Annotated in this window: 16 protein-coding genes; 8 read left to right on the forward strand and 8 right to left on the reverse strand. The window is 71.6% G+C overall.

What is annotated here, in order from left to right; translation table 11 throughout:
• Positions 1–356: 356 nt before the first annotated feature.
• Positions 357–896 carry a methylated-DNA--[protein]-cysteine S-methyltransferase gene (locus ACH4E8_RS24430; protein WP_398451511.1) on the reverse strand — a complete coding sequence of 180 codons (540 nt, stop codon included), beginning with the start codon at positions 894–896 and terminating at the stop codon, positions 357–359.
• Positions 897–1,191: 295 nt separating this feature from the next.
• Here ACH4E8_RS24430 and ACH4E8_RS24435 point away from each other — a divergent pair, with 295 nt between their 5' ends.
• The 5 genes from ACH4E8_RS24435 to ACH4E8_RS24455 all read left to right on the forward strand — a co-directional run bounded on the left by ACH4E8_RS24435 (position 1,192) and on the right by ACH4E8_RS24455 (position 8,557).
• Positions 1,192–2,121, forward strand: coding sequence for an MHYT domain-containing protein (locus ACH4E8_RS24435; protein WP_398451513.1), 930 nt, complete (start codon positions 1,192–1,194; stop codon positions 2,119–2,121).
• A gap of 115 nt (positions 2,122–2,236) precedes the next feature.
• Positions 2,237–4,375, forward strand: coding sequence for an excinuclease ABC subunit UvrB (uvrB, locus tag ACH4E8_RS24440; protein ID WP_398451515.1), 2,139 nt, complete (start codon positions 2,237–2,239; stop codon positions 4,373–4,375).
• 136 nt (positions 4,376–4,511) lie between these two features.
• On the forward strand, positions 4,512–5,090 hold the full coding sequence (locus tag ACH4E8_RS24445) for a TerD family protein (RefSeq protein ID WP_398451517.1): 579 nt from the start codon (positions 4,512–4,514) through the stop codon (positions 5,088–5,090).
• A 214-nt stretch (positions 5,091–5,304) separates the two neighbouring features.
• Positions 5,305–7,308 (forward strand): TerD family protein, encoded by a 2,004-nt coding sequence (locus ACH4E8_RS24450; RefSeq protein ID WP_398451519.1) that lies wholly within the window; start codon positions 5,305–5,307, stop codon positions 7,306–7,308.
• Between the two features lie 217 nt (positions 7,309–7,525).
• The gene (locus tag ACH4E8_RS24455; RefSeq protein WP_398451521.1) at positions 7,526–8,557 is read left to right on the forward strand and encodes a TerC family protein; all 1,032 of its coding nucleotides are present in this window, start codon (positions 7,526–7,528) and stop codon (positions 8,555–8,557) included.
• Between the two features lie 132 nt (positions 8,558–8,689).
• On the opposite strand, the gene ACH4E8_RS24460 is transcribed toward ACH4E8_RS24455, so the two are convergent.
• The 4 genes from ACH4E8_RS24460 to ACH4E8_RS24475 form a co-directional block, all read right to left on the reverse strand.
• Positions 8,690–9,865, reverse strand: coding sequence for an ABC transporter permease (locus ACH4E8_RS24460; RefSeq protein ID WP_398451905.1), 1,176 nt, complete (start codon positions 9,863–9,865; stop codon positions 8,690–8,692).
• A 113-nt stretch (positions 9,866–9,978) separates the two neighbouring features.
• Entirely contained in the window at positions 9,979–10,671 is a 693-nt protein-coding gene (locus tag ACH4E8_RS24465) for an ABC transporter ATP-binding protein (protein ID WP_398451523.1), read from the reverse strand.
• Positions 10,668–11,888, reverse strand: coding sequence for an efflux RND transporter periplasmic adaptor subunit (locus ACH4E8_RS24470; RefSeq protein WP_398451525.1), 1,221 nt, complete (start codon positions 11,886–11,888; stop codon positions 10,668–10,670). Before ACH4E8_RS24470 ends, ACH4E8_RS24465 begins: the two co-directional genes overlap by 4 nt.
• Positions 11,881–12,465: a hypothetical protein gene (locus tag ACH4E8_RS24475; protein ID WP_398451526.1), complete on the reverse strand. Its 585-nt coding sequence runs from the start codon at positions 12,463–12,465 to the stop codon at positions 11,881–11,883. The genes ACH4E8_RS24470 and ACH4E8_RS24475 overlap by 8 nt, the downstream gene beginning before the upstream one ends.
• A 550-nt stretch (positions 12,466–13,015) precedes the next feature.
• On the opposite strand from ACH4E8_RS24475, the gene ACH4E8_RS24480 reads away from it, so the two are divergent.
• Both ACH4E8_RS24480 and ACH4E8_RS24485 read left to right on the forward strand, forming a co-directional pair.
• Positions 13,016–13,672 (forward strand): response regulator transcription factor, encoded by a 657-nt coding sequence (locus ACH4E8_RS24480; RefSeq protein WP_398451528.1) that lies wholly within the window; start codon positions 13,016–13,018, stop codon positions 13,670–13,672.
• Positions 13,669–15,000, forward strand: a complete 1,332-nt coding sequence (locus ACH4E8_RS24485) for a sensor histidine kinase (protein WP_398451530.1) — start codon at positions 13,669–13,671, stop codon at positions 14,998–15,000. The genes ACH4E8_RS24480 and ACH4E8_RS24485 overlap by 4 nt, the downstream gene beginning before the upstream one ends.
• Positions 15,001–15,012: 12 nt before the next feature.
• On the opposite strand, the gene ACH4E8_RS24490 is transcribed toward ACH4E8_RS24485, so the two are convergent.
• Positions 15,013–15,669, reverse strand: a complete 657-nt coding sequence (locus tag ACH4E8_RS24490) for an MBL fold metallo-hydrolase (RefSeq protein ID WP_398451532.1) — start codon at positions 15,667–15,669, stop codon at positions 15,013–15,015.
• Positions 15,670–15,713: 44 nt separating this feature from the next.
• Complete coding sequence (locus ACH4E8_RS24495) at positions 15,714–16,427, reverse strand: maleylpyruvate isomerase family mycothiol-dependent enzyme (protein ID WP_398451534.1); 714 nt, start codon at positions 16,425–16,427, stop codon at positions 15,714–15,716.
• Between the two features lie 254 nt (positions 16,428–16,681).
• On the opposite strand from ACH4E8_RS24495, the gene uvrA reads away from it, so the two are divergent.
• On the forward strand, positions 16,682–19,681 hold the full coding sequence (uvrA, locus tag ACH4E8_RS24500; protein WP_398451536.1) for an excinuclease ABC subunit UvrA: 3,000 nt from the start codon (positions 16,682–16,684) through the stop codon (positions 19,679–19,681).
• A gap of 404 nt (positions 19,682–20,085) precedes the next feature.
• Here the strand turns inward: uvrA and ACH4E8_RS24505 are convergent, their stop codons facing one another.
• Positions 20,086–20,979: a carbohydrate kinase gene (locus ACH4E8_RS24505; RefSeq protein ID WP_398451538.1), complete on the reverse strand. Its 894-nt coding sequence runs from the start codon at positions 20,977–20,979 to the stop codon at positions 20,086–20,088.
• Positions 20,980–21,120: the final 141 nt, after the last annotated feature.

Genomic DNA, 21,120 nt, shown 5'->3' on the forward strand with positions numbered 1-21,120 from the left:
TGCGGGCGGGCTCTTTGCCCCACCGTCGGGTGCAGGGGGCGGAACGGAGTCCTTGGGGCCGTCGGCACGTCGTGGATCCGTGGTCTCGGCCGCGGATATGTCAGGGACGTCGGGGTGGAGGCTCACCGCCGCAGTGTGTCAGCTCGTGCTGCGGTGCGAAACGGTATTCAGGGCTCTCACCTGGGGCTCTCATCCCGTCTCATCGGCCCCTCATCTTCCCGAGCTTCCCGTCTCCCCGGCCTGCCCTGCCCTGCCCCGTCTCCATGGGATGGCCGCCGCAGTCGTGCCTCCACGGCCGCTCTCCCGGGCCTCCCGGGCCTCGCGCCGGCTCAGCATCCGGCGGACCGCACTTCCGATCAGAACAAGGGCTGCGGAAGAACGCCTTCCAGGGCGAGCAGCTTCCGCTTCGTCTCCAGGCCGCCGCCGAAGCCGCCCAGCTTCCCGTCCGTCTCCACCACACGGTGACAGGCCACGACCACGGGCAGCGGATTCGAACCCATCGCCGCGCCAACGGCCTGGGCGGCGCCGGGCTGACCGACCCGGGCCGCGAGGTCCCCGTACCCCACCACGGTGCCGTAGGGGACCTCGGCGTCCAGCTTCTGCAGCACCTCGCGGTTGAAACCGCCGGACAACGACCAGTCCAGCGGGAGCGCGAACCGGGTGAGCTCGCCGGCGAAGTACGCCTCCACCTGACGTATCGCCTCGGCGAGGCGGCCGGGTTCCTCGGGCGTGACGTGGACGGGGGTGGCACCGAGGCGGCCGGCCAACCGGCGCAGGGCGAGATCCCGCACGCGCTCGTCCGCGTGGAACACCACGCTCACCAGCCCCCGATCGGTCGCCGCCAGCAGCAGCGGCCCGATGTCCGGCTCGACGACGGTCCACTCGAAGGTGCTCATGCCGCCACCGTACGGCCGACCACTGACAACGCCGACGACGATGTGGTGACGCGGACGTCGATGCCGGCGCAAGAACCAACGCGAGACCGCACCGTACGGGCAGGAATCGATCCAATCCGCACAGAACACATCACCTGCGGTGGTCTTGGTTGATAAATCGCACCCATGTGTTCTCCCGACGTGTCCAGGGTCCTACGCTCAGCCTCTGAACACACGTTCCATCGGGGGATGGCGAGATCGCACGGATGCGGGACCGCTCAGGAGAACGGAGCTTTAAGGAGCGAGGACGCACGGCATGCAGGGAACGATCGACGGGTTCAGCTACGGAATCGTCACGCCCCTCGTGGCCTTCGTGATGGCCTGCCTCGGCGGAGCCCTCGGACTGCGCTGCACCACCAGGTCCGTCCGAAACCGGCAGACCTTCAAAGCCGGCTGGTTGGCGCTCGGCGCGACCTCCATCGGGTCGGGCATCTGGACCATGCACTTCATCGCCATGATGGGCTTCACCGTCGACGAGGCCCCGATCACCTACGACCCGCTGATCACCTTCGCGAGCCTCGCCATCGCCATCGTCATGGTCGGCATCGGGATCTTCATCGTCGGTTACCGCGGCGCGACCACCATGGCGCTGGTCACCGGCGGCATGATCACCGGGCTCGGCGTCGCCTCCATGCACTACCTCGGCATGGCCGGGATGCGGCTGCCGGGGACGATCGCGTACGACACCGTCACGGTCGTGCTGTCCGTCGTCATCGCCGTGGTCGCGGCCACCGCCGCCCTGTGGGCCGCCGTGTCCATCCACGGCTTCCTGGCCAGCCTCGGCGCCAGCATGGTGATGGGCGTGGCGGTGACGGGCATGCACTACACCGGCATGGCGGCGGTCAGCGTCCACCTGCACGGCGGGGCCGGGTCCGCCAGCGGCGAGTCGGCCGCGTCCCTGCTCCTGCCCATGCTCGTCGGCCCGCTGATCTTCCTGCTGGTCGCCGGGGTCGTCGTGATGTTCGATCCGCTGCTGGTGATGGGCGAGACCGACTGGCACAAGCCCAAGCGCCGGGACGCCGCCGCCCAGATCCGCGGCGGCCAGTGGGGTTCCCACGGCGCCCGGCCCGCGGGAAGCCCACTGGCCGCCGACTCCGTCGACCCGCTGTTCGAGGGGCAGGCCGCCGGCTGGGGGCCCGTGGACCCCGCCACCCGCCGCGAGCCGCCCCGCCCCGACGGCTGGTAGGCCGCGCCCGCCCCGGCCCCGCACCAGCCGCCGCGGCGGCCCGGCGACCGTCCCGGGGCCCGCTGCCGCTCCCGTCCGACACCCGTTGTCAGTGGGGAGTCGTACGGTGGATCCCATGCGGCCCGTTTCCGATATCGAACGTACGGTGGCGCCTTTCGAGGTCGTCAGTCCCTTCAAGCCCAGCGGCGACCAGCCCACGGCCATCGCCGACCTGGACCGGCGCATCCGTGCCGGCGAGAAGGACGTCGTCCTGCTCGGTGCCACCGGCACCGGCAAGTCCGCCACCACGGCGTGGATGATCGAGAAGCTGCAACGCCCCACCCTGGTGATGGCGCCGAACAAGACCCTCGCCGCCCAGTTGGCGAACGAGTTCCGCGAGCTCCTGCCGAACAACGCCGTCGAATACTTCGTCTCGTACTACGACTACTACCAGCCCGAGGCGTACGTCCCGCAGTCGGACACCTACATCGAGAAGGACTCCTCGATCAACGAGGAGGTCGAGCGGCTGCGCCACTCCGCGACGAACTCGCTGCTCACCCGGCGGGACGTGATCGTCGTCGCCTCCGTCTCCTGCATCTACGGCCTCGGCACCCCGCAGGAGTACGTGGACCGCATGGTCCAGCTCAAGGTGGGCGAGGAGATCGACCGCGACCAACTGCTGCGCCGCTTCGTCGACATCCAGTACACGCGCAACGACACCGCGTTCACCCGCGGCACCTTCCGGGTCCGCGGCGACACCATCGAGATCTTCCCGGTGTACGAAGAGCTCGCGGTCCGCATCGAGATGTTCGGCGACGAGATCGAGGCACTTTCCACGCTGCACCCGCTCACCGGCGAGATCCTCAGTGAGGACCAGTCGCTCTACGTGTTCCCGGCCAGCCACTACGTGGCTGGCCCCGAGCGCCTGGAGAAGGCGGTCAACGGCATCGAGGCGGAGCTGGAGCAGCGGCTGGCCGAGCTGGAGAAGCAGGGCAAGCTCCTGGAGGCCCAGCGGCTGCGGATGCGCACCACGTACGACATCGAGATGATGCGGCAGATCGGCTCCTGCTCCGGCATCGAGAACTACTCGATGCACTTCGACGACCGCGAACCCGGCTCCCCGCCCAACACCCTCCTCGACTACTTCCCCGAGGACTTCCTGCTGGTCATCGACGAGTCGCACGTCACCGTGCCGCAGATCGGCGCGATGTACGAGGGCGACGCCTCCCGCAAGCGGACCCTGGTGGACCACGGCTTCCGGCTGCCGTCCGCGCTCGACAACCGCCCCCTGAAGTGGGAGGAGTTCACCAAGCGGATCGGTCAGACGGTCTATCTGTCGGCCACCCCCGGTGCTTACGAACTCTCCCGCGGCGACGGCTTCGTGGAGCAGATCATCCGGCCCACCGGCCTGGTCGACCCCGAGGTCGTGGTCAAGCCCACCGAGGGGCAGATCGACGACCTGGTGCACGAGATCAGGCTGCGCACCGAGCGGGACGAGCGGGTGCTCGTCACCACCCTCACCAAGAAGATGGCCGAGGACCTCACGGACTACTTCCTGGAGCTGGGCATCCAGGTGCGCTACCTGCACAGCGACGTCGACACCCTGCGCCGGGTGGAGTTGCTGCGAGAGCTGCGCGCCGGTGAGTACGACGTCCTCGTCGGCATCAACCTGCTGCGGGAGGGCCTGGACCTGCCCGAGGTGTCCCTGGTCGCCATCCTCGACGCCGACAAGGAAGGCTTCCTGCGCTCCGGCACCTCCCTGATCCAGACGATCGGCCGCGCGGCGCGCAACGTCTCCGGCCAGGTCCACATGTACGCGGACAAGATCACGCCGGCGATGGAGAAGGCCATCGACGAGACCAACCGTCGCCGCGAGAAGCAGATCGCGTACAACACCGAGAAGGGCATCGACCCCCAGCCGCTCCGCAAGAAGATCAACGACATCGTCGCGACCATCGCGCGCGAGGAGATCGACACCGAGGAGTTGCTGGGCACGGAGTACCGCAAGCCCAAGGAGGGCAAGGGCGCCAAAGCTCCGGTGCCGGCGTTGCGCAGCGCGTCGGGCAAGGCGGGCAAGGGGACGGCGGGCGCCAAGGGCGGCGTCGTCGCCACGGACCGGCCCGCCGCCGAACTGTCCGCGATCATCGAGGAGATGACCGAGCGGATGCGCGCCGCCGCGGCTGACCTCCAGTTCGAGGTGGCCGCCCGGTTGCGCGACGAGGTCGGCGAGTTGAAGAAGGAGTTGCGGCAGATGAAGGAGGCGGGGCTCGCCTGACCGCAGGGCTCCTTTCTGTGTTGCAAGAACGACACAAATGCCGGACAGTCGTGCCGCGCGCTTGACGTGGGTGCGTAGGGTGCAGGGCAGCCGCTCATCTGGGCGGTGGCACTTCTAAGGAAGAAGGGGACAGCGCGTGACGGTCAACATGACCAAGGGTCAGGCCATCAGCCTGCAGAAGAGCGACGGGGGCGCCCTCACCGCAGTGCGGATGGGGCTGGGCTGGCAGGCGGCGGCCCGCCGGGGTCTGTTCGGCTCGCGCACGAAGGAGATCGACCTCGACGCGTCGGCGGTGCTCTTCGCCGACAAGCAGCCGGTCGACGTGGTCTTCTTCCGCCACCTGGTGAGTGACGACGGTTCCGTCCGCCACACCGGCGACAACCTCGTCGGCGGCGCCGGCTCGGGCGGCGACGACGAGGCCGTCCTGGTCGACCTGGCGCGGGTGCCCGTCCACATCGACCAGATCGTCTTCACGGTGAACTCCTTCACCGGCCAGACGTTCCAGGAGGTCAAGAACGCCTTCTGCCGCATCGTGGACGAGAGCAACGGTCAGGAGCTCGCCCGCTACACCCTCGACGGCGGCGGCAACTACACCGCGCAGATCATGGCGAAGGTGCACCGCGTCGGCAGCGGCTGGAAGATGACGGCCCTGGGCAACCCGGCGAACGGCCGCACCTTCCAGGACCTGATGCCCGCCATCCTGCCGCACCTGTGAGGGTCGGTCGCCGGCAGGCACCGTAGGACCGTAGGACGAGGACGCAGCTCCCGGAGGCAGATCGGCCGCCGGGAGCTGCACCGCTTGCCGCCGTGGCGACCGGGCCACTGACCCGGACGAGGCGCCGCGCCGCCCCACCGCTTCGGCGACCGACGGCATCGAAGACCAGACGATCGACAGCACCGAAGACCAACAGCATCGAGGGGACGAGGCGATGACGGCCGAGCTGGTCCGTGGGCAGAACCATCCGCTGCCCGACAGCCGTCTGGAGGTCCGGGTGTCCGCCGGCCACGCGGTCGTGGCCTGCGCCACCTGTACCGACGAGCGGGACGCCACCCGGGACGAGTGGCTCGCGCACCCCGGCTCGCCCCGATTGCCCGGCCTGGAGGTGCCCACCGGCGCCACCGACGGCCCGCGCTACGCCGTCGACCTGGCCGCGGTCGACCCGGCCGTGCACCGGATCCACCTGGTGATCGCCCTCCCCGAAGGCGCCGGCGGACCGGCCCACTTCGGCGCCACGGCCGCCCCGTTCCTCGCCGTCACCGGCCAGGACGGCGCGGAGGTCGCCAGCTTCACCATCACGGAACTGGGCGCGGAGACGGCCGTCGAAGCCCTGGAGCTGTACCGGCGCCAGGGCGTCTGGAAGGTGCGCGCCGTCGGCCAGGGGTACGCCGGCGGGCTCGGCCGGCTCTTCGCCGACCAGGGCCTCGCCCGGGCCCAGGAGCGGGCCGCCGAGGTGCAGGCCGCGATCGCCCGGCCGACGCCCCGTGCCGAGCCGGCCCCGCTCCGCAGTACCCGCAGCGCGTCGGAGGGCGCGTACGCCCCGGGTGCCGCGTCCGGCACCACTGGCAGCACCGGCTCCCGTCCCGGCGGACCGACGCCGACGCCCGGAGGTCCGGACGCGACCGTCCCGGACGGTTTCCAGAGCGCCGGTGCGACGCAGCCCGCTCCCCAGCCGTCGGCCGACGGCGGCCAGCAGGAGGCGTCCGCGGGCGGCGGCCGGATCGACTACTCGCACCCGCGCCGCCGCTCCGTACCGCCCCCGCCACCGCCGACCGCGCCCGCCCCGCAGCCCGGGGAGCCCGCCCGCCCGGTCGCGGGCGACGCGACCGGCTGGTCCATGGAGGAGCGCCTCTACAACCAGATCTGGGGGATGTTCGAGGACCTGGCGCGCACCGTCGCCGCCTACCGCAGCGCCGTCGAGTTCGCCGAGTCCCGGATGGATCAGGAGCTGGACCAGGCGCTGTCCGATCCGCGTAGTCGGATCGGCGGCGCCGGCGACGCGGCCCGGGCCGCGGCCCGGGCCAAGTGCGAGGAGCTCACGGCCCAGGCCCGTCAGGCGCTCGACCGGGACCTCGCGCAGCTCTCCGCGGAGTCGGACGTCGTCGAGCCGGCCCTGCCGGCCGCCTTCGCCCGCTGGGACAACCCCGTGTGGCACGCCTACCGGGTGCCCATGGAGACGCCGATGGCGCTGCGCCTCGGTGACCTCCAACTGCCCGAGTCGCCCGAGCTGCGCATCCCGTTCCTGATCAGGCTGCCGCTGGAGCGCGGGCTGTGGGTGGACAGCGGGCGCGCCGGCTCCGAGGCGGCGATCATGCTGGACGACGCCCAGCTGCGGAAGCTCGCCATGGACTGTGCCGTGGCGCACGCGGCCCGGCTGGTGGCGGTCCATCCCCCGGGGGACTTCGCGGTGCACGTCATCGACCCCGCCGGCACGGCGGCGCCCTCGCTGGCCCCGCTGGTCGGGTCCGGCGTGCTGGCCGCCCCGCCCGCAGTCGGCGCGCAGGGCGTCAGCCAGACCCTGGCGAAGCTCACCCAGCGGGTCGACCTGGTGACCATGGCCGTACGGGGCGGGGCGCCCGACGCGCTCCCGCCCGACCTGGACACCGCCGAGCAACTGCTGATCGTCAACGACTTCCCGCACGGCTTCGACGACCGGGCCGTCACCCAACTGCGCTACCTCGCCGACGAGGGCCCGCAGGTGGGCGTGCACCTGATGATGGTGGCGGACCGGGAGGACGCCAGTGCGTACGGTCCCGTCCTGGATCCCCTGTGGCGTTCGCTGCTGCGCGTCACCCCCGTCCCTGACGACCATCTGGCGGACCCGTGGGTGAGGCATTCGTGGACGTACCAGCCGCCGGCGGTCCCGCCGGGGAGCGCGATCCTGCGCCAGGTACTGGACCAGGTGTCCGAAGCGCGACGGTCCTGGGAGAGCTGAGCAGGGGTTTTTAAGATTTATTTGCCAACTGTTTTACCTCCAAAGGAGAACTCCTGTACGCTTCGATGAGCGGAGGGGAGTACTCCCGGTCTGCGGCGTACTCGTCAGTACGGACTCAAAGTCCCGGGGCGCCGGCCCGAGTGGCGAAGCCACTCGGGTGGAGGAGACCTCCGGCAGCGACGACGCTGAACCATAGCCGTACGACGCCGGAGGCGCAGTGGACGTTTCATTGTCTTTGTGGGTACTGACCATCCTCGGTCTGTCCGCCCTGATCGCGGTCGACTTCTTCATCGGGCGCAAGCCCCATGACGTGTCGATCAAGGAAGCCGGAATCTGGACCATCGTCTGGATCGTGCTGGCGGTGCTCTTCGGCATCGGCCTGGCGATCTGGGGCACCAGCCAGGCGTCCGGAGAGTTCTTCGCCGGCTTCATCACCGAGAAGTCGCTGAGCGTCGACAACCTCTTCGTCTTCGTCCTGATCATGGCGAAGTTCTCGGTGCCCTCCCACCTCCAGCAGCGCGTGCTGCTGATCGGTGTGCTGATCGCGCTGGTCCTGCGGGCCATCTTCATCGCCGCCGGCGCCGCGATCATCGCCAGCTTCTCCTGGGTCTTCTACATCTTCGGTGCGTTCCTGATCTACACCGCCTGGAAGCTCATCCAGGAGGCGCGCGCCGATGAAGAGGAAGAGGACATCGAGGACAACCGCCTCCTGAAGTCCGTCCAGAAGCGGTTCGGCGTCGCGGACCAGTACCACGGCACCAAGCTCTTCATCCAGAAGAACGGCAAGCGCATCCTGACCCCGCTGATGGTGGTCATGCTCGCCATCGGCACCACCGACGTGCTGTTCGCGCTGGACTCGATCCCGGCGATCTTCGGCCTGACCCAGGACCCGTACATCGTCTTCACGGCCAACGCGTTCGCCCTGATGGGTCTGCGCCAGCTGTACTTCCTCATCGGCGGACTGCTGAAGAAGCTGGTCCACCTCAGCTACGGCCTGTCGGTGATCCTCGGCTTCATCGGCGTCAAGCTGGTGCTGCACGCGCTCCACGAGAGCGGAGTGAACGTCCCGGAGATCTCCATCGCGTTCTCGCTCTCGGTCATCTGCGGCGTGCTGATCATCACCACGATCACCAGCCTCATCGCTTCGAAGAAGCAGTCCGAGCGGGAAGCCGCCGCTGCGGTCGCCGGCTCCGGCGACGACGGCTCGGACGGCTCCGGCAAGTCCGAGAAGGACAGCGTCGACGCGTAACGCCTCGACACCGGCTCGCCCCGCGGGCGACCGAAACCGCACCGGTGGGTGCGGCGGCTTCACGGCCGTCGCACCCACCTGTCGCTTTCCGGGCCCGCCCCCGGCGCTGGCCCGACACGGTTCCGGGCGGACCTACGGCGCGGTGAGCGCCTCGGTCGGCGAGAGCCGCGCTGCCCGTACGGCCGGATACAGCCCGGCCAGCGCGCCGATGACGAGCGTCGCGCCCACCCCGCCGGCCACCGCCCACAGCGGCACCACCGACGGCCAGCCCTGATACACGGCGTAACCGCTGGTCACCACCCAGCCCAGCACCGCGCCGCCGACCCCGCCGAGCGCGGACAGCAACAGGGACTCGGCGAGGAACTGGCGCCGGATCTGCCCCCGGGTGGCCCCCAGCGAGCGCCGCAGCCCGACTTCGGCCCGCCGCTCCAGCACCGAGATGACCATGGTGTTGGCCACCCCGACCCCGCCGACCAACAGGGCGACCGCCCCCAGGCCCAGCAGGAGACCGGTGAACGCCTCGCCCGCGGCCTGCTGCGCGGCCAGCGCGTCCGACGGCCGGGACACGTCGACCTCGTTCGGTGCCTTGGGGTTCGCCGTCGTCCCCAGCACGTCCCGCACGTCCGCCACGGACGCCTCGTCGGACCGGGTGTACAGCACCGTCGCATGCCCGTCGAACCCCAGCTCCGACGTTGCCGCAGGCCAGCCCACCAGCGCTGCCGTGTTCAGCTCGGGGGCGAGCGGAGCCGGTTCGAGGACCCCGACGACCGTGAACATGCGGTGCCCGATCAGCACCTGGGTGTTCGGCTCGACCCGTCCGATGCCCAGCCGTTCGGCCGCCGAAGCCCCGAGGACGGTCGCGGGGTAGCGGCCCGTGGACGCGTTCAGCCAGACCCCGCTGCGGAGCTCCGCGCCGACCGTCTTCAGCAGGTCGGTCCGTGCGGCGTACGCGGCCAGGCCGTTCGTCTCCACCGTCGGGATCTTCCCGGTGCGGTAGACCGCGGTGTCCGGGACCTTCCCGATCGCCGACACCGCGCTCACCGGCCCGATCCGGTCCACCATCGACTCCGCCTCCAGCGGTAGCTGGGCGCCCTCGCCGGCGAAGGTGGTGCCCGGCGAGACCGTCAGCACGTTGGTGCCCAGGGCGCGCAGCGTACGGTCCAGCTCCGCGCGGGACGACGACGAGACGCCCACCACCGCCACCATCGCGGCGATGCCGATCGCGATCCCCAGCGCGGACAGGAAGGCGCGCAGCGGACGCGTCCGCAGCCCCACCGCGCCGACCCGGAGCACGTCGGGGAGCCCCATCCGGGCCGGCCGCAGCGCACGGGCGGCCGCACGATTCCGGCGCCGTCCCCTCATCCGTCTTCCCTTCGGCTCGTGCGCGGGGCGCTCCTCCGTCGGCGCTAGCACGTCGGAGGTCATCGGCCCGCCTCCGTCGCTCCGGCGCCGGCCCGTACGTCCGCCACCACCCGTCCGTCGCGCATCCGCACCTGCCGTGGCAGGGACGCCGCGATCTCCCGGTCGTGGGTGATGACCAGCACGGTCGTACCGCCCGCCTGCAGCCCCCGCAGCAGCCGCATCACCCCGTCGCCGGACGCGGAGTCCAGCGCTCCGGTCGGCTCGTCCGCGAGCAGCAGCGGCGGGTCCCCGGCGACCGCGCGGGCGATCGCCACCCGCTGCTTCTCGCCCCCGGAGAGCTCGTTCGGCTCGTGGTCCATCCGGTGGCCGAGCCCGACCCGCTCCAGCGCGGCGGCCGCCCGCCGCCGCCGTTCGCCGCGCCGAAGACCGCAGTACAGGAGGCCGTCGGCCACGTTGTCCAGCGCCGTGGTGCCGGCCGCAAGGTGGAACTGCTGGAAGACGAAGCCGATCCGGCTCGCCCGCAGCGCCGACAGCCCGGCGTCCGAGAGCGCGGCCACGTCGTACCCGTCGATCCGCACCTCGCCCCGCGTCGGACGGTCCAGCGTGCCCAGCACGTGCAGCATCGTCGACTTCCCGGAGCCGGACGGGCCGACGATCCCGACCAACTCGCCCGCGGCGACGTCCAGGGACACCCCGCCGAGCGCGGCCACCCCGCCCGGATACACCTTCGTCACGTCCGTCAGCGAGATCACTCGGGCATCCCCACGCTCGTGCCCTCGGCGATCCCCGGCCCGGAGACCTCCACCCGGCCCTGGGCGAACATTCCCGCGGTGACCGGGACGTACGAACTGGCGCCGCCCTTGACGACCTCCACCCCGAAGCCGCCCTCGGCCAGCGCCAGCAGCGCCGCGACCGGCACCGTCAGCACGTCCTCGCGGGTCTCGGCGACGAAGTCGACGTCGACCGCCGCCATCACGTAAGCATCGGCCGCCTTCTGCGCCTTCGCGCCCTGGAGGGCCACGACGACTTCGACCTTCGTCTGCGCCTCCTGATCCTGTCCGGTCGCCGGCTCGATGACGGTGGACACCTCTTCGATCCGGCCCCGTGCCCGGGAGTCGTCGGGGAGGGCCACGTCGACGGTCGCGCCCTTCTTCGCCAACCGCAGGTCTTCGGCTTCGAGTTCCACGGTGACGGCCTTGGCGGTGCCGGTGTACGACAGGACCTTGGCGCCCGGCTGGAGCCCGCCGCCCTTCTCGGCCTCCAAGGCGTCCACCCGCACCTCGCCGGGGGCGAACACCACCCGACCCAGGTCCACGGCCCCGGTCTCCGCCACACCCAGGTCCTCCTGCCAGGCGCGCACGGCGTCGGCGGTGGCCTCGGTGAACTCGTCGTCGACCGTGAAGCCGCGGTGGCCGAGCGCGTGCAGGTTGACCTCCAACTGGCGTACGTCCGCGCCTTCGACACCGCTCTTCAGGGCCCGGTAGGCGGGCAGGGAGCCGTACATCAGCGTCACCGGCGCGTCGTCGACGGCATAGAGGGGCTTGCCGCGGGCGATGCGGTCGCCGGCCTTCGGCAGCGCGGTGACCGTGCCGCCGAGCCTGCTGGTGACGTCGGTCGTGGTGCCGTACCCGAGTTCGCCGGCCGCGGTCTCCACGTCCCGCAGGTCCTGCCGCGTCACCTTGCCCGTGTTCGGCGGGCGTTCGTCGCGCGCCGAGCCGTCGGACGAGCCGTCGTCGGCGACGAGGTCCAGCGCGGTCACGGCGCCCGCGCCGAGCACCGCGAGCACGGCGAGTGCGGCGGCCGTCGTCCGGCCGCGGCGCTTGCGGCGCGGGGCGCCCGGTCGCCCGGGCGGCGCCGTCAGATCGACGGCGGCAGGCGTTCCTCCTCCGACACCGTCCCCGCCGTGCGGAACCGCACCGTCCCCGCCGGCATCTTCCCCGTCCTGCGCAATCCCGGCCGGCTCAGCCATCGAGCTTTCCCCCCTCGGGCGGCTTCGGCATCGCGTTCTTGCACTTCTCTTCGGCCTTCTTGAAGTTCGGGTTCTGCGCCTGCTCCGGACCGACCTTGATGCCGCCGCCGGGGGCCGGGTCCGGGAAGTCCTCGACGCCGTTCTCCCGCATGCACCGGGCGTACTTGCGCATGTTCTCCACGACCTTCGGGTCGATCTGGCCCCGGTCGTCGCCCTGCGGCAGGTGCTCGGCGCACGCCTTCTGGGCCTTGTCCATCTTCTCCTTCGGGACCCCGTCGCCCTTGAGCGTCAGCCGGCCGTCCTGCGGGTCCTCCATGGCGATGCCGTTCTCCCGCATGCACTGGGCGAACTTCAGCGCCCCCTCCTTCGGGTCCGGCTTGCTCCCGGAGCCGCCGGACGCGCCGCCGTCCTTCGAACCGCGGGGGGCGCCGCTCTCGGCCGAAGCCACGTCCTTCCCGCCGCCGTCGGAGCCTCCGCACCCGGTCAGGACCAGGGCCAGGCCCAGCGGCAGTCCGGCGAGCGCCGCCGCGGCTCGGACGCGCGGTGAACGTCGTCCCGTACGGGGGGATATGCGCATGGGTCTTCTCCTCGGAGTGCGCTTGGTGCTGCGGCCGGTCGGATCGGGCCGCTCCGACGAGCGATGCAACGCGGCCCACCGTTTCCCCGCGGTTTCCGCGAAGCGGGCCGGATGCCGGCTGTGCGCAGGGGCGCGTCCTGACGTGTTCTCGCGGGCCCCGCTTCCGGCGCCCGGAGGCGTGGCCGCCGTGTCCCTGCGGGTGCGTTGGCCTCTGCGGCCCGGTCATGGGCTGTCGCGCAGTTCCCCGCGCCCCTGAAAACCTCCGCCTCCAGCCCGCAGACAGCTGACGGGGGAAGCGCAACAGGGCGCGGGCCGCAGGGCACAGGGGGAGGAACTGCGCGACAAACCCACCACCGGGGAGCGGTCGGCGTGATTGCCGAGGCACCCATGGCGGGTTATGCCGGCGATGGCGATGGCGATGGCGATGGCGCTGACGGGCAAGGGGCACAGGGCGACCCGCCAGCCCCGGTCTCGCCGCGGTTCCTAACGTCGGGGAAACACGTCGCCCGAGACCATGAACCTCCGGACACCGGACGAAGGAAGGCTCGCCATGCGGGTGTTGGTGGTGGAGGACGAGCCGAAGCTCGCGGACGCGATCGCCGAGTGGTTGCGCGGCGAGAGCCACGCTGTCGACGTCGTCCACGACGGCGCCGCCGCGGTCGAACGCATCGGCGTCAACGACTACGACGTCGTCGTCCTGGACCGCGACCTGCCGGGCGTGCACGGCGACGACGTCTGCCGCCACGTGGGGGAGTGCGGCGCCGACGCCCGCGTCCTGATGCTCACCGCCGCAGCCGAGGTCGCCGACCGCGTCGACGGCCTCGGCCTGGGCGCCGACGACTACCTCACCAAGCCCTTCGCCTTCGCCGAACTCGCCGCCCGCGTCCAGGCGCTGGGCCGGCGCGCGCGGCCCGCGGCACCGCCCGTGCTGCGGCGCGCCGGCATCACCCTCGACCCGGCCCGCCGCGAGGTCTTCCGGGACGGCCGGTACGTACCGCTGTCGCGCAAGGAGTTCGCCGTGCTGACCGAACTGCTGCGCGCCGACGGGGCGGCGGTCTCCGCGGAACAGTTGCTGGAGAAGGCGTGGGACGAGCACGCGGACCCGTTCACGGGCGCGGTACGGCTCGCGGTCCTCAAGCTCCGGCGCAAGCTCGGCGGACCACCGGTCGTGGAGACCGTCACGGGAGCGGGGTACCGGATCGCATGAAGCGAGCGTCCGCCGGCCCCCTGCCGTCGTCCCGCCGTTCCCGCGTGCGCTCCCGCCACCCGCGGTGGCCGCGGCCGTTGGGCTACCTGACGGAGAAATTGCCGCTGCGCGCCCGGCTCACCCTGATCTACGCGAGCCTGTTCATGGTCGCCGGGGTGGTGCTGCTCGGTGCCACCTACGTGCTCTTCCAGAAGCAGGTCACCAGCGGCGGCATGCTCGTCGAGAAGCGGGTGGGGCCCGACGCCGCGGGGCCACCGGTGACGGCGGGCCACGACCCCACTCCCTCACACAAGGTGGTCGAAGGCCCGGACGTGCAGGGCCCCGACGGCGCCGAGCTGACGAAACGCAGCCGCCAGGAACTGAACGACGCCGCCGCGACCAGCCTGCTCAGCCAGGGCGGGCTGGTGCTGGTGGTGGTCGGCGGCGCTGCGGCGGGCTTCGGCTGGCTCGTCGCCGGGCGGGTCCTCGCACCGCTGCGTCAGGTCACCGAGACCGCGCGGCGCATAGCGGCGGCACCCGCGGCCGGCCGCGGACTGCACGAACGCATTGCGCTCGAAGGCCCCCAGGACGAGGTCAAGGTGCTCGCGGACACCTTCGACACGATGGTGGAGCGGCTGGACCGCTCCTTCGACGGCCAACGGCGCTTCGTGGCCAACGCCTCCCACGAACTGCGCACCCCGCTCACCCTCGGCCGGGCGCTCGTCGAGATGGCCATGCACCGCAGGCAGGCGTCCGACGACGTCAAACGGCTCGGCGAGGACCTGTTGGAGATCAACATCCGGCACGAGCGGCTGATCAGCGGGCTGCTCCTGCTCGCCGACTCGGAGAACGAGGTCACCGAAAGGCTGCCGGTCGACCTCGCGGACGTCGTCGTGCACGTGATCGCCCAGACCGCACCGGAGGCCGAGCAGGCCGGTGTCACCGTCCACGAGGACGCCGCGGAGGCGCCGACGACGGGCAATGCGCTGCTGCTCGAACGGCTGGTCCACAACCTCGTGGAGAACGGCATCCGGCACAACAGCGGCGACGGCGGCAAGCTGACGGTCACCAGCCGCACCGCCGACGACGGCAGCGCCGAGGTGGTGGTCGCCAACACCGGCCCCGCGGTGACGCCGTTCGACGTGCCGAGGCTCTTCGAACCCTTCCAACGGCTGGGCCAGGACCGGGTGATCAGCGTGAAGGGCGCCGGCCTCGGGCTGTCGATCGTCCGTGCCGTCGCGCGGGCCCACGGCGGCACCGTCGACGCCCGGCCGCGCGAGGGCGGCGGGCTCGTCGTCACGGTGACGCTGCCGGCCGCCCCCGACCTCGTGGCGTCGGCCGGGACCTGAGACCTCGCCGCGTCACCAGCCGCGGGCGCGCCACTCCGGCAGGTGCGGGCGCTCGGCCCCCAGCGTGGTGTCCTTGCCGTGCCCCGGGTACACCCAGGTCTCGTCCGGCAGCACGGCGAACAGCTTCGCCTCCACGTCGCTCAGCAGGCTGGCGAACGCCACCGGGTCCTGATGGGTGTTGCCCACCCCACCGGGGAAGAGGCAGTCCCCGGTGAAGACGTGCGGATGGCCGTGCGGGTCGTCGTAGACGAGGACGATCGAACCGGGGGTGTGGCCCACCAGATGCCGCGCGGTCAGCTCGACCCGGCCGACCCGGACCACGTCCCCGTCCTCGACCGGCACGTCCGTCGGGACGGGGACGGCCTCCGCGTCGTACCGCCCCGCGTACGTCCGGGCGCCGGTCGCCGCCACGACCTCGGCGAGCGCCTGCCAGTGGTCGCCGTGGCGGTGCGTGGTGACCACGGCCCCGATCGAGTCCGCGCCGATCAGCTGCAACAGGGTCGGGGCGTCGTTCGCCGCGTCGATCAGCAGTTGCTCGCCGGTGGCCCGGCAGCGCAGCAGATAGCTGTTGTTGTCCATCGGGCCGACCGCGACCTTGGAGATCATCAGGTCCGTCAGCTCGTGCACGTCCGCGGGCCCGCCGACCTTCACCACTCCGCTGTACGTCATGGGTCGAGCCTATAGCGGCCCACTGACACCGGGTCGTACGACGGCTACAGCGGGGGCAGTACGGGGACCGGGCCCGCGTCCGCGTCCGCGGCGGCGGCCGTCGTCGCGGTCAGGCCCTCGCCGCGCCGACGCCCGGCGAGCCAGCCCACCAGCGCGGGCAGCGGCCCGGTGACGGTCACCGGCTCGCCCTCCGTGCCGCCCGTGGACCACGCGGCGTCGCCCCCGGTCACCACGGCGCGCACCGGCGGGACGCCCGCGGCGCCGGTGAACCGATCGCTCAGGAAGTCGGCCTCCCGCAACAGGAAGTCCTGCGGCAGGTCCTCCAGCTCGTACCCCGCGTCCAGGTCGACGTGGTGGAGCTGGACCTCGACCAGGCGCCGGAAGGGGATGCGGGCGGCGCGGTCGGTGACGCCGTTGCGCAGGTGCACCGTGCGCTCCCAGTCCGCCGGCAGCGAACCCACGGCGTGCAGCCGCGCCGCGCTGTCGCGCACGTCGGCGATCTGCACGTCCAGCGGTCGACGGGCGTCCCGCTCGATGTCGGCGTCCCGCGCCTCGGCGCTCGCGTACATGGGTCGGCCCTCGAAAACGTTCACGAGGGCGTCGGCGTTCCGGGCGAGGTGGGCCAGTACGTGCCCCCTGGACCAGCCCGGAAGGCGTGACGGTCCGGCGAGTGCCGCGTTGTCCAGGGAGTCGGTCGCGGAGAGCAGCCGTTCGGTGGCCTCCCGTACGGATGCCAGGTCGCGAAGTGGATCGATCATGGCTCGACCCTAGTCCGGCCACACGATCGGGTGAAGGTGTCGACCGACGGCCTTAAATCGAATGCACGTGCTATAGCCTGGGGCGAGGCATCCTTGGTTGTCGGGCATTCAACAGACACTGGAGCCGTCGGGCCGAGTCGGCCCCGGCGACCAGGCCCCATGGATCGGCGCTCCCCGTACGCTGGAAAGGTCTGGGCCGGGGGTCGGTGCCTGACGATTCCGACCAGACCACTCAAGAAAGGTGCGGACCCGGCGTGGCCGACCGTCTCATCGTCCGTGGCGCTCGCGAGCACAATCTGAAGAACGTCTCGCTCGACCTCCCCCGTGACTCCCTCATCGTCTTCACGGGCCTCTCGGGGTCGGGCAAGTCCTCGCTCGCCTTCGACACGATCTTCGCCGAGGGCCAGCGCCGCTATGTGGAGTCCCTGTCGTCCTACGCGCGCCAGTTCCTGGGGCAGATGGACAAGCCGGACGTCGACTTCATCGAGGGCCTGTCCCCGGCGGTCTCCATCGACCAGAAGTCCACCTCCCGCAACCCCCGCTCGACCGTCGGCACGATCACCGAGGTGTACGACTACCTCCGGCTGCTCTTCGCCCGCATCGGCAAGCCGCACTGCCCCGAGTGCCGCCGCCCCATCTCCCGGCAGTCGCCGCAGGCCATCGTGGACAAGGTCCTGGAGCTGCCCGAGGGCAGCCGGTTCCAGGTGCTGTCGCCGCTGGTGCGCGAGCGCAAGGGCGAGTTCGTCGACCTCTTCGCCGACCTCCAGACCAAGGGCTACAGCCGCGCCCGGGTCGACGGGCAGACGATCCAGCTCGCCGAGCCGCCCAAGCTGAAGAAGCAGGAGAAGCACACCATCGAGGTGGTCGTCGACCGCCTCACGGTGAAGGACAGCGCGAAGCGCCGGCTGACGGACTCCGTGGAGACCGCCCTCGGGCTCTCCGGCGGCATGGTCGTGCTCGACTTCGTCGACCTCCCCGAGGACGACCCCGAGCGCGAGCGGATGTACTCGGAGCACCTGTACTGCCCGTACGACGACCTCTCGTTCGAGGAGTTGGAGCCCCGCTCCTTCTCCTTCAACTCGCCCTTCGGCGCCTGCCCCGACTGCACCGGCATCGGCACCCGCATGGAGGTCGACCCGGAGCTCCTCGTCCCGGACGAGGAGAAGTCCCTCGACGAGGGCGCGATCCACCCCTGGTCGCACGGCCACACCAAGGAGTACTTCGGCCGGCTGATCGGCGGGCTCTCCCAGGCGCTGGGCTTCCGCACCGACATCGCCTTCGCCGGTCTGCCCCAGCGCGCCAAGAAGGCCCTGCTCAACGGTCACAAGACGCAGATCGAGGTGCGCTACCGCAACCGGTACGGCAGGGAGCGGGCGTACACCACGCCCGCCTTCGAGGGCGCGGTCCAGTTCGTCCGGCGGCGGTACCAGGAGGCCGAGAGCGACTCCAGCCGGGAGCGCTTCGAGGGCTACATGCGCGAGGTCCCCTGCCCCACCTGCGCAGGGACCCGCCTCAAGCCGGTCGTCCTCGCCGTCACGGTGATGGACCGCTCCATCGCGGAGATCTCCGCGATGTCGATCAGCGAGTGCGCCGAGTTCCTCGGCCGGCTCACGTTGGACGCCCGGGACAAGAAGATCGCGGAGCGGGTCCTCAAGGAGGTCAACGAGCGGCTGCGGTTCCTCGTCGACGTCGGCCTGGACTACCTCTCGCTGAACCGCGCCGCCGGCACCCTCTCCGGCGGCGAGGCCCAGCGCATCCGGCTCGCCACCCAGATCGGCTCCGGCCTCGTCGGCGTGCTGTACGTGCTGGACGAGCCGTCCATCGGCCTGCACCAGCGGGACAACCACCGGCTGATCGAGACCCTGGTCCGGCTGCGCGACATGGGCAACACCCTGATCGTCGTCGAGCACGACGAGGACACGATCAAGGTCGCCGACTGGGTGGTGGACATCGGCCCCGGCGCCGGCGAGCACGGCGGCAAGGTCGTCCACTCCGGCACCTTGAAGGAACTGCTCGGCAACAAGCAGTCGATGACCGGCCAGTACTTGTCCGGCAAGAAGGCCATCGCCACCCCGGACATCCGTCGGCCGATGGACCCGGGGCGCAGGATCACCGTGCGCGGCGCCCGGGAGAACAACCTCAAGGACATCGACGTCTCCTTCCCGCTGGGCGTCCTCACCGCGGTCACGGGCGTCTCGGGGTCCGGCAAGTCCACCCTGGTCAACGACATCCTCTACACCCACCTGGCGCGCGAGCTGAACGGCGCGAAGTCGGTCCCCGGCCGGCACACCCGGGTCGAGGGCGACGACCTCGTGGACAAGGTCGTGCACGTCGACCAGTCGCCCATCGGCCGCACCCCGCGGTCGAACCCGGCTACGTACACCGGCGTCTTCGACAACATCCGCAAGCTCTTCGCCGAGACGATGGAGGCCAAGGTCCGGGGGTACCAGCCCGGTCGGTTCTCCTTCAACGTCAAGGGCGGGCGCTGCGAGAACTGCTCCGGCGACGGCACGATCAAGATCGAGATGAACTTCCTGCCGGACGTGTACGTCCCGTGCGAGGTCTGCCACGGTGCGCGCTACAACCGCGAGACGCTCGACGTGCACTACAAGGGCAAGTCGATCGCCGAGGTCCTGGACATGCCGATCGAGGAGGCCCTCGGCTTCTTCGAAGCCGTGCCGACCATCGCCCGCCACCTGAAGACCCTGCACGAGGTCGGGCTGGGGTACGTGCGGCTGGGGCAGCCGGCGCCCACCCTCTCCGGCGGCGAGGCGCAGCGCGTCAAGCTCGCGTCCGAGCTCCAGAAGCGGTCCACCGGGCGGACGGTGTACGTGCTCGACGAGCCGACCACCGGTCTGCACTTCGAGGACATCAGCAAGCTGATCACGGTCCTGTCCGGCCTGGTCGACAAGGGCAACACGGTCATCGTCATCGAGCACAACCTCGACGTGATCAAGACCGCGGACTGGGTCGTCGACATGGGCCCCGAAGGGGGCCACGGCGGCGGCATGGTCGTCGCCGAGGGTTCCCCGGAGGAGGTCGCCGGGGTGCCCGCCAGCCACACCGGCAAGTTCCTGCGGGACATCCTGGACCCGGAGCGGCTGAGCGACGCGGCGGTGCCGCGGGCGCGGTCCGTGGCGAAGCGGATGGCGACGAAGAAGCCGGCCGCGAAGAAGGCGGTCGCTAGGAAGGCGGTCGCGAAGAAGGCCGCGGCCCCGGCCAAGAAGGCGGCGGCCCGCGCCCGCAAGGCGTAGCCGCGCCTGGCGGTGCCGGCCTCTCGGTACGGGCCCCGTTCGCCCGTACCGAGAGGCCGGAGACCGTTTTGCCGGGTACGTCCCCCGGTGGGGTGGCGCGACCGGCTCGGTCCCGGCGGCCCCGTGGTGGGCCTGCCCGTGTAGTTCCTCCCCCTGTGCCCTGCGGGCACGGGGGACCCCCAGCGCCCCTGTTTCGCTCACCTTGTCGTTCACCCGTTACCCCGTGGAGCGCCCGGTAGGGCGCTTTTAGGGGCGCTGGGGTCCCCCCATGCCCTCTGGGCATAGGGGGCGGAACTACGCGACAAGCCACGCGCCGGGCTGTGGACGCCATCACTGCCCGCCCGTACCCGGCGGGACCGCGCCTGCCGGGCGCCGCGGGCCAGGCGGGATGTTGAAGACACGGCCTAGCGCAGCTCATGGGCGTACGGGGGCTCCGCGCCCGGGCGGGAGCAGGTCACCGCGGCGGCGCGGGAGGCGAAGGTCAGGACCTCGTGCCAGGCGTCCGCGTCCAGTGCGGCCATCGCGTCGGCCGAGAGGGCGTCCCGGGCGGCCAGGCCGTGCAGCAGGGCCGCGTTCACGGTGTCGCCCGCGCCGATGGTGTCCGCGACGGCCACCTCGGTGGCCGGCACCGAGACCTCCGTACCGCCGCGGGTGCGGACCGTCAGACCGCCCGCGCCCCGGGTCAGCACGACCGCCGCCGGCCCGTCCGGCACCCCGCCCAGCCAGCGGGCGTCGTCCTCGGAGAGCTTCAACAGCCGGACGTACGGCAGCCAGGACGCGAAGCGCCTGCGGTACGCGGCCGGGTCGGGGATCAGCGGGGCCCTGACGTTGGGGTCCAGCAGGGTGCACCGGCCGAGCCCGGACTCCCGCAGCAGCAGTCGCTCGTACGCGCTGGCGCCCGGCTCCAGGACCAGCGAGCAGGTGCCGAACGCCACCGCGCGGGTGGCCGAGGGCAGCGGGGGCGGCAGCTCGAACAGCCGGTCGGCGGTGCCCTGCGCGTAGAAGCCGTAGCCCGCCGAGCCGTCCGCCCCGAGGGAGGCGACCGCCAGCGTCGTCGGCTCGGGCCCGCGGGTCACCAGCGAGGTGTCCACCCCGGCTGCCCGCAGCCCGTCGAGCAGCGCGCCGCCGAAGGCGTCCGTGGAGATCCGGGAGCAGAACGCGGCATCGGCGCCCAGCCGCCCCAGCGCCACGGCCGTGTTGTACGGGCCGCCGCCCCGCAGCGGGGCGAGCGGCGCCAGCGGCCCGCCGGCACCCTGCGGAACCAGGTCGATCAAGGCTTCTCCCGCCACGACGATCATGGCCCGAACGTAGCCGATGGACCCCGCGGGGCGGGAGGGAACCCGAGCGCGGGCGTCCGGATCCGCGCCGGTATCGTCGGGTCCGTCGCCAGGGCGTGCCCGATCCTTCGGACGTGCTCCGGCATGGGCCGCCGCCGCGCC

It is taken from the genome of Streptomyces sp. NPDC017979, assembly GCF_044328175.1.
GTDB lineage: Bacteria > Actinomycetota > Actinomycetes > Streptomycetales > Streptomycetaceae > Streptomyces.

Bases quoted from the DNA above. Each gene is read 5' to 3' on its own strand.
- ACH4E8_RS24430 (WP_398451511.1), bottom strand. From the start codon at position 896: ATGAGCACCTTCGAGTGGACCGTCGTCGAGCCGGACATCGGGCCGCTG.
- ACH4E8_RS24435 (WP_398451513.1), top strand. From the start codon at position 1,192: ATGCAGGGAACGATCGACGGGTTCAGCTACGGAATCGTCACGCCCCTC.
- uvrB (WP_398451515.1), top strand. From the start codon at position 2,237: ATGCGGCCCGTTTCCGATATCGAACGTACGGTGGCGCCTTTCGAGGTC.
- ACH4E8_RS24450 (WP_398451519.1), top strand. From the start codon at position 5,305: ATGACGGCCGAGCTGGTCCGTGGGCAGAACCATCCGCTGCCCGACAGC.
- ACH4E8_RS24460 (WP_398451905.1), bottom strand. From the start codon at position 9,865: ATGGGGCTCCCCGACGTGCTCCGGGTCGGCGCGGTGGGGCTGCGGACG.
- ACH4E8_RS24470 (WP_398451525.1), bottom strand. From the start codon at position 11,888: ATGGCTGAGCCGGCCGGGATTGCGCAGGACGGGGAAGATGCCGGCGGG.
- ACH4E8_RS24475 (WP_398451526.1), bottom strand. From the start codon at position 12,465: ATGCGCATATCCCCCCGTACGGGACGACGTTCACCGCGCGTCCGAGCC.
- ACH4E8_RS24480 (WP_398451528.1), top strand. From the start codon at position 13,016: ATGCGGGTGTTGGTGGTGGAGGACGAGCCGAAGCTCGCGGACGCGATC.
- ACH4E8_RS24485 (WP_398451530.1), top strand. From the start codon at position 13,669: ATGAAGCGAGCGTCCGCCGGCCCCCTGCCGTCGTCCCGCCGTTCCCGC.
- ACH4E8_RS24490 (WP_398451532.1), bottom strand. From the start codon at position 15,669: ATGACGTACAGCGGAGTGGTGAAGGTCGGCGGGCCCGCGGACGTGCAC.
- ACH4E8_RS24495 (WP_398451534.1), bottom strand. From the start codon at position 16,427: ATGATCGATCCACTTCGCGACCTGGCATCCGTACGGGAGGCCACCGAA.
- ACH4E8_RS24505 (WP_398451538.1), bottom strand. From the start codon at position 20,979: ATGATCGTCGTGGCGGGAGAAGCCTTGATCGACCTGGTTCCGCAGGGT.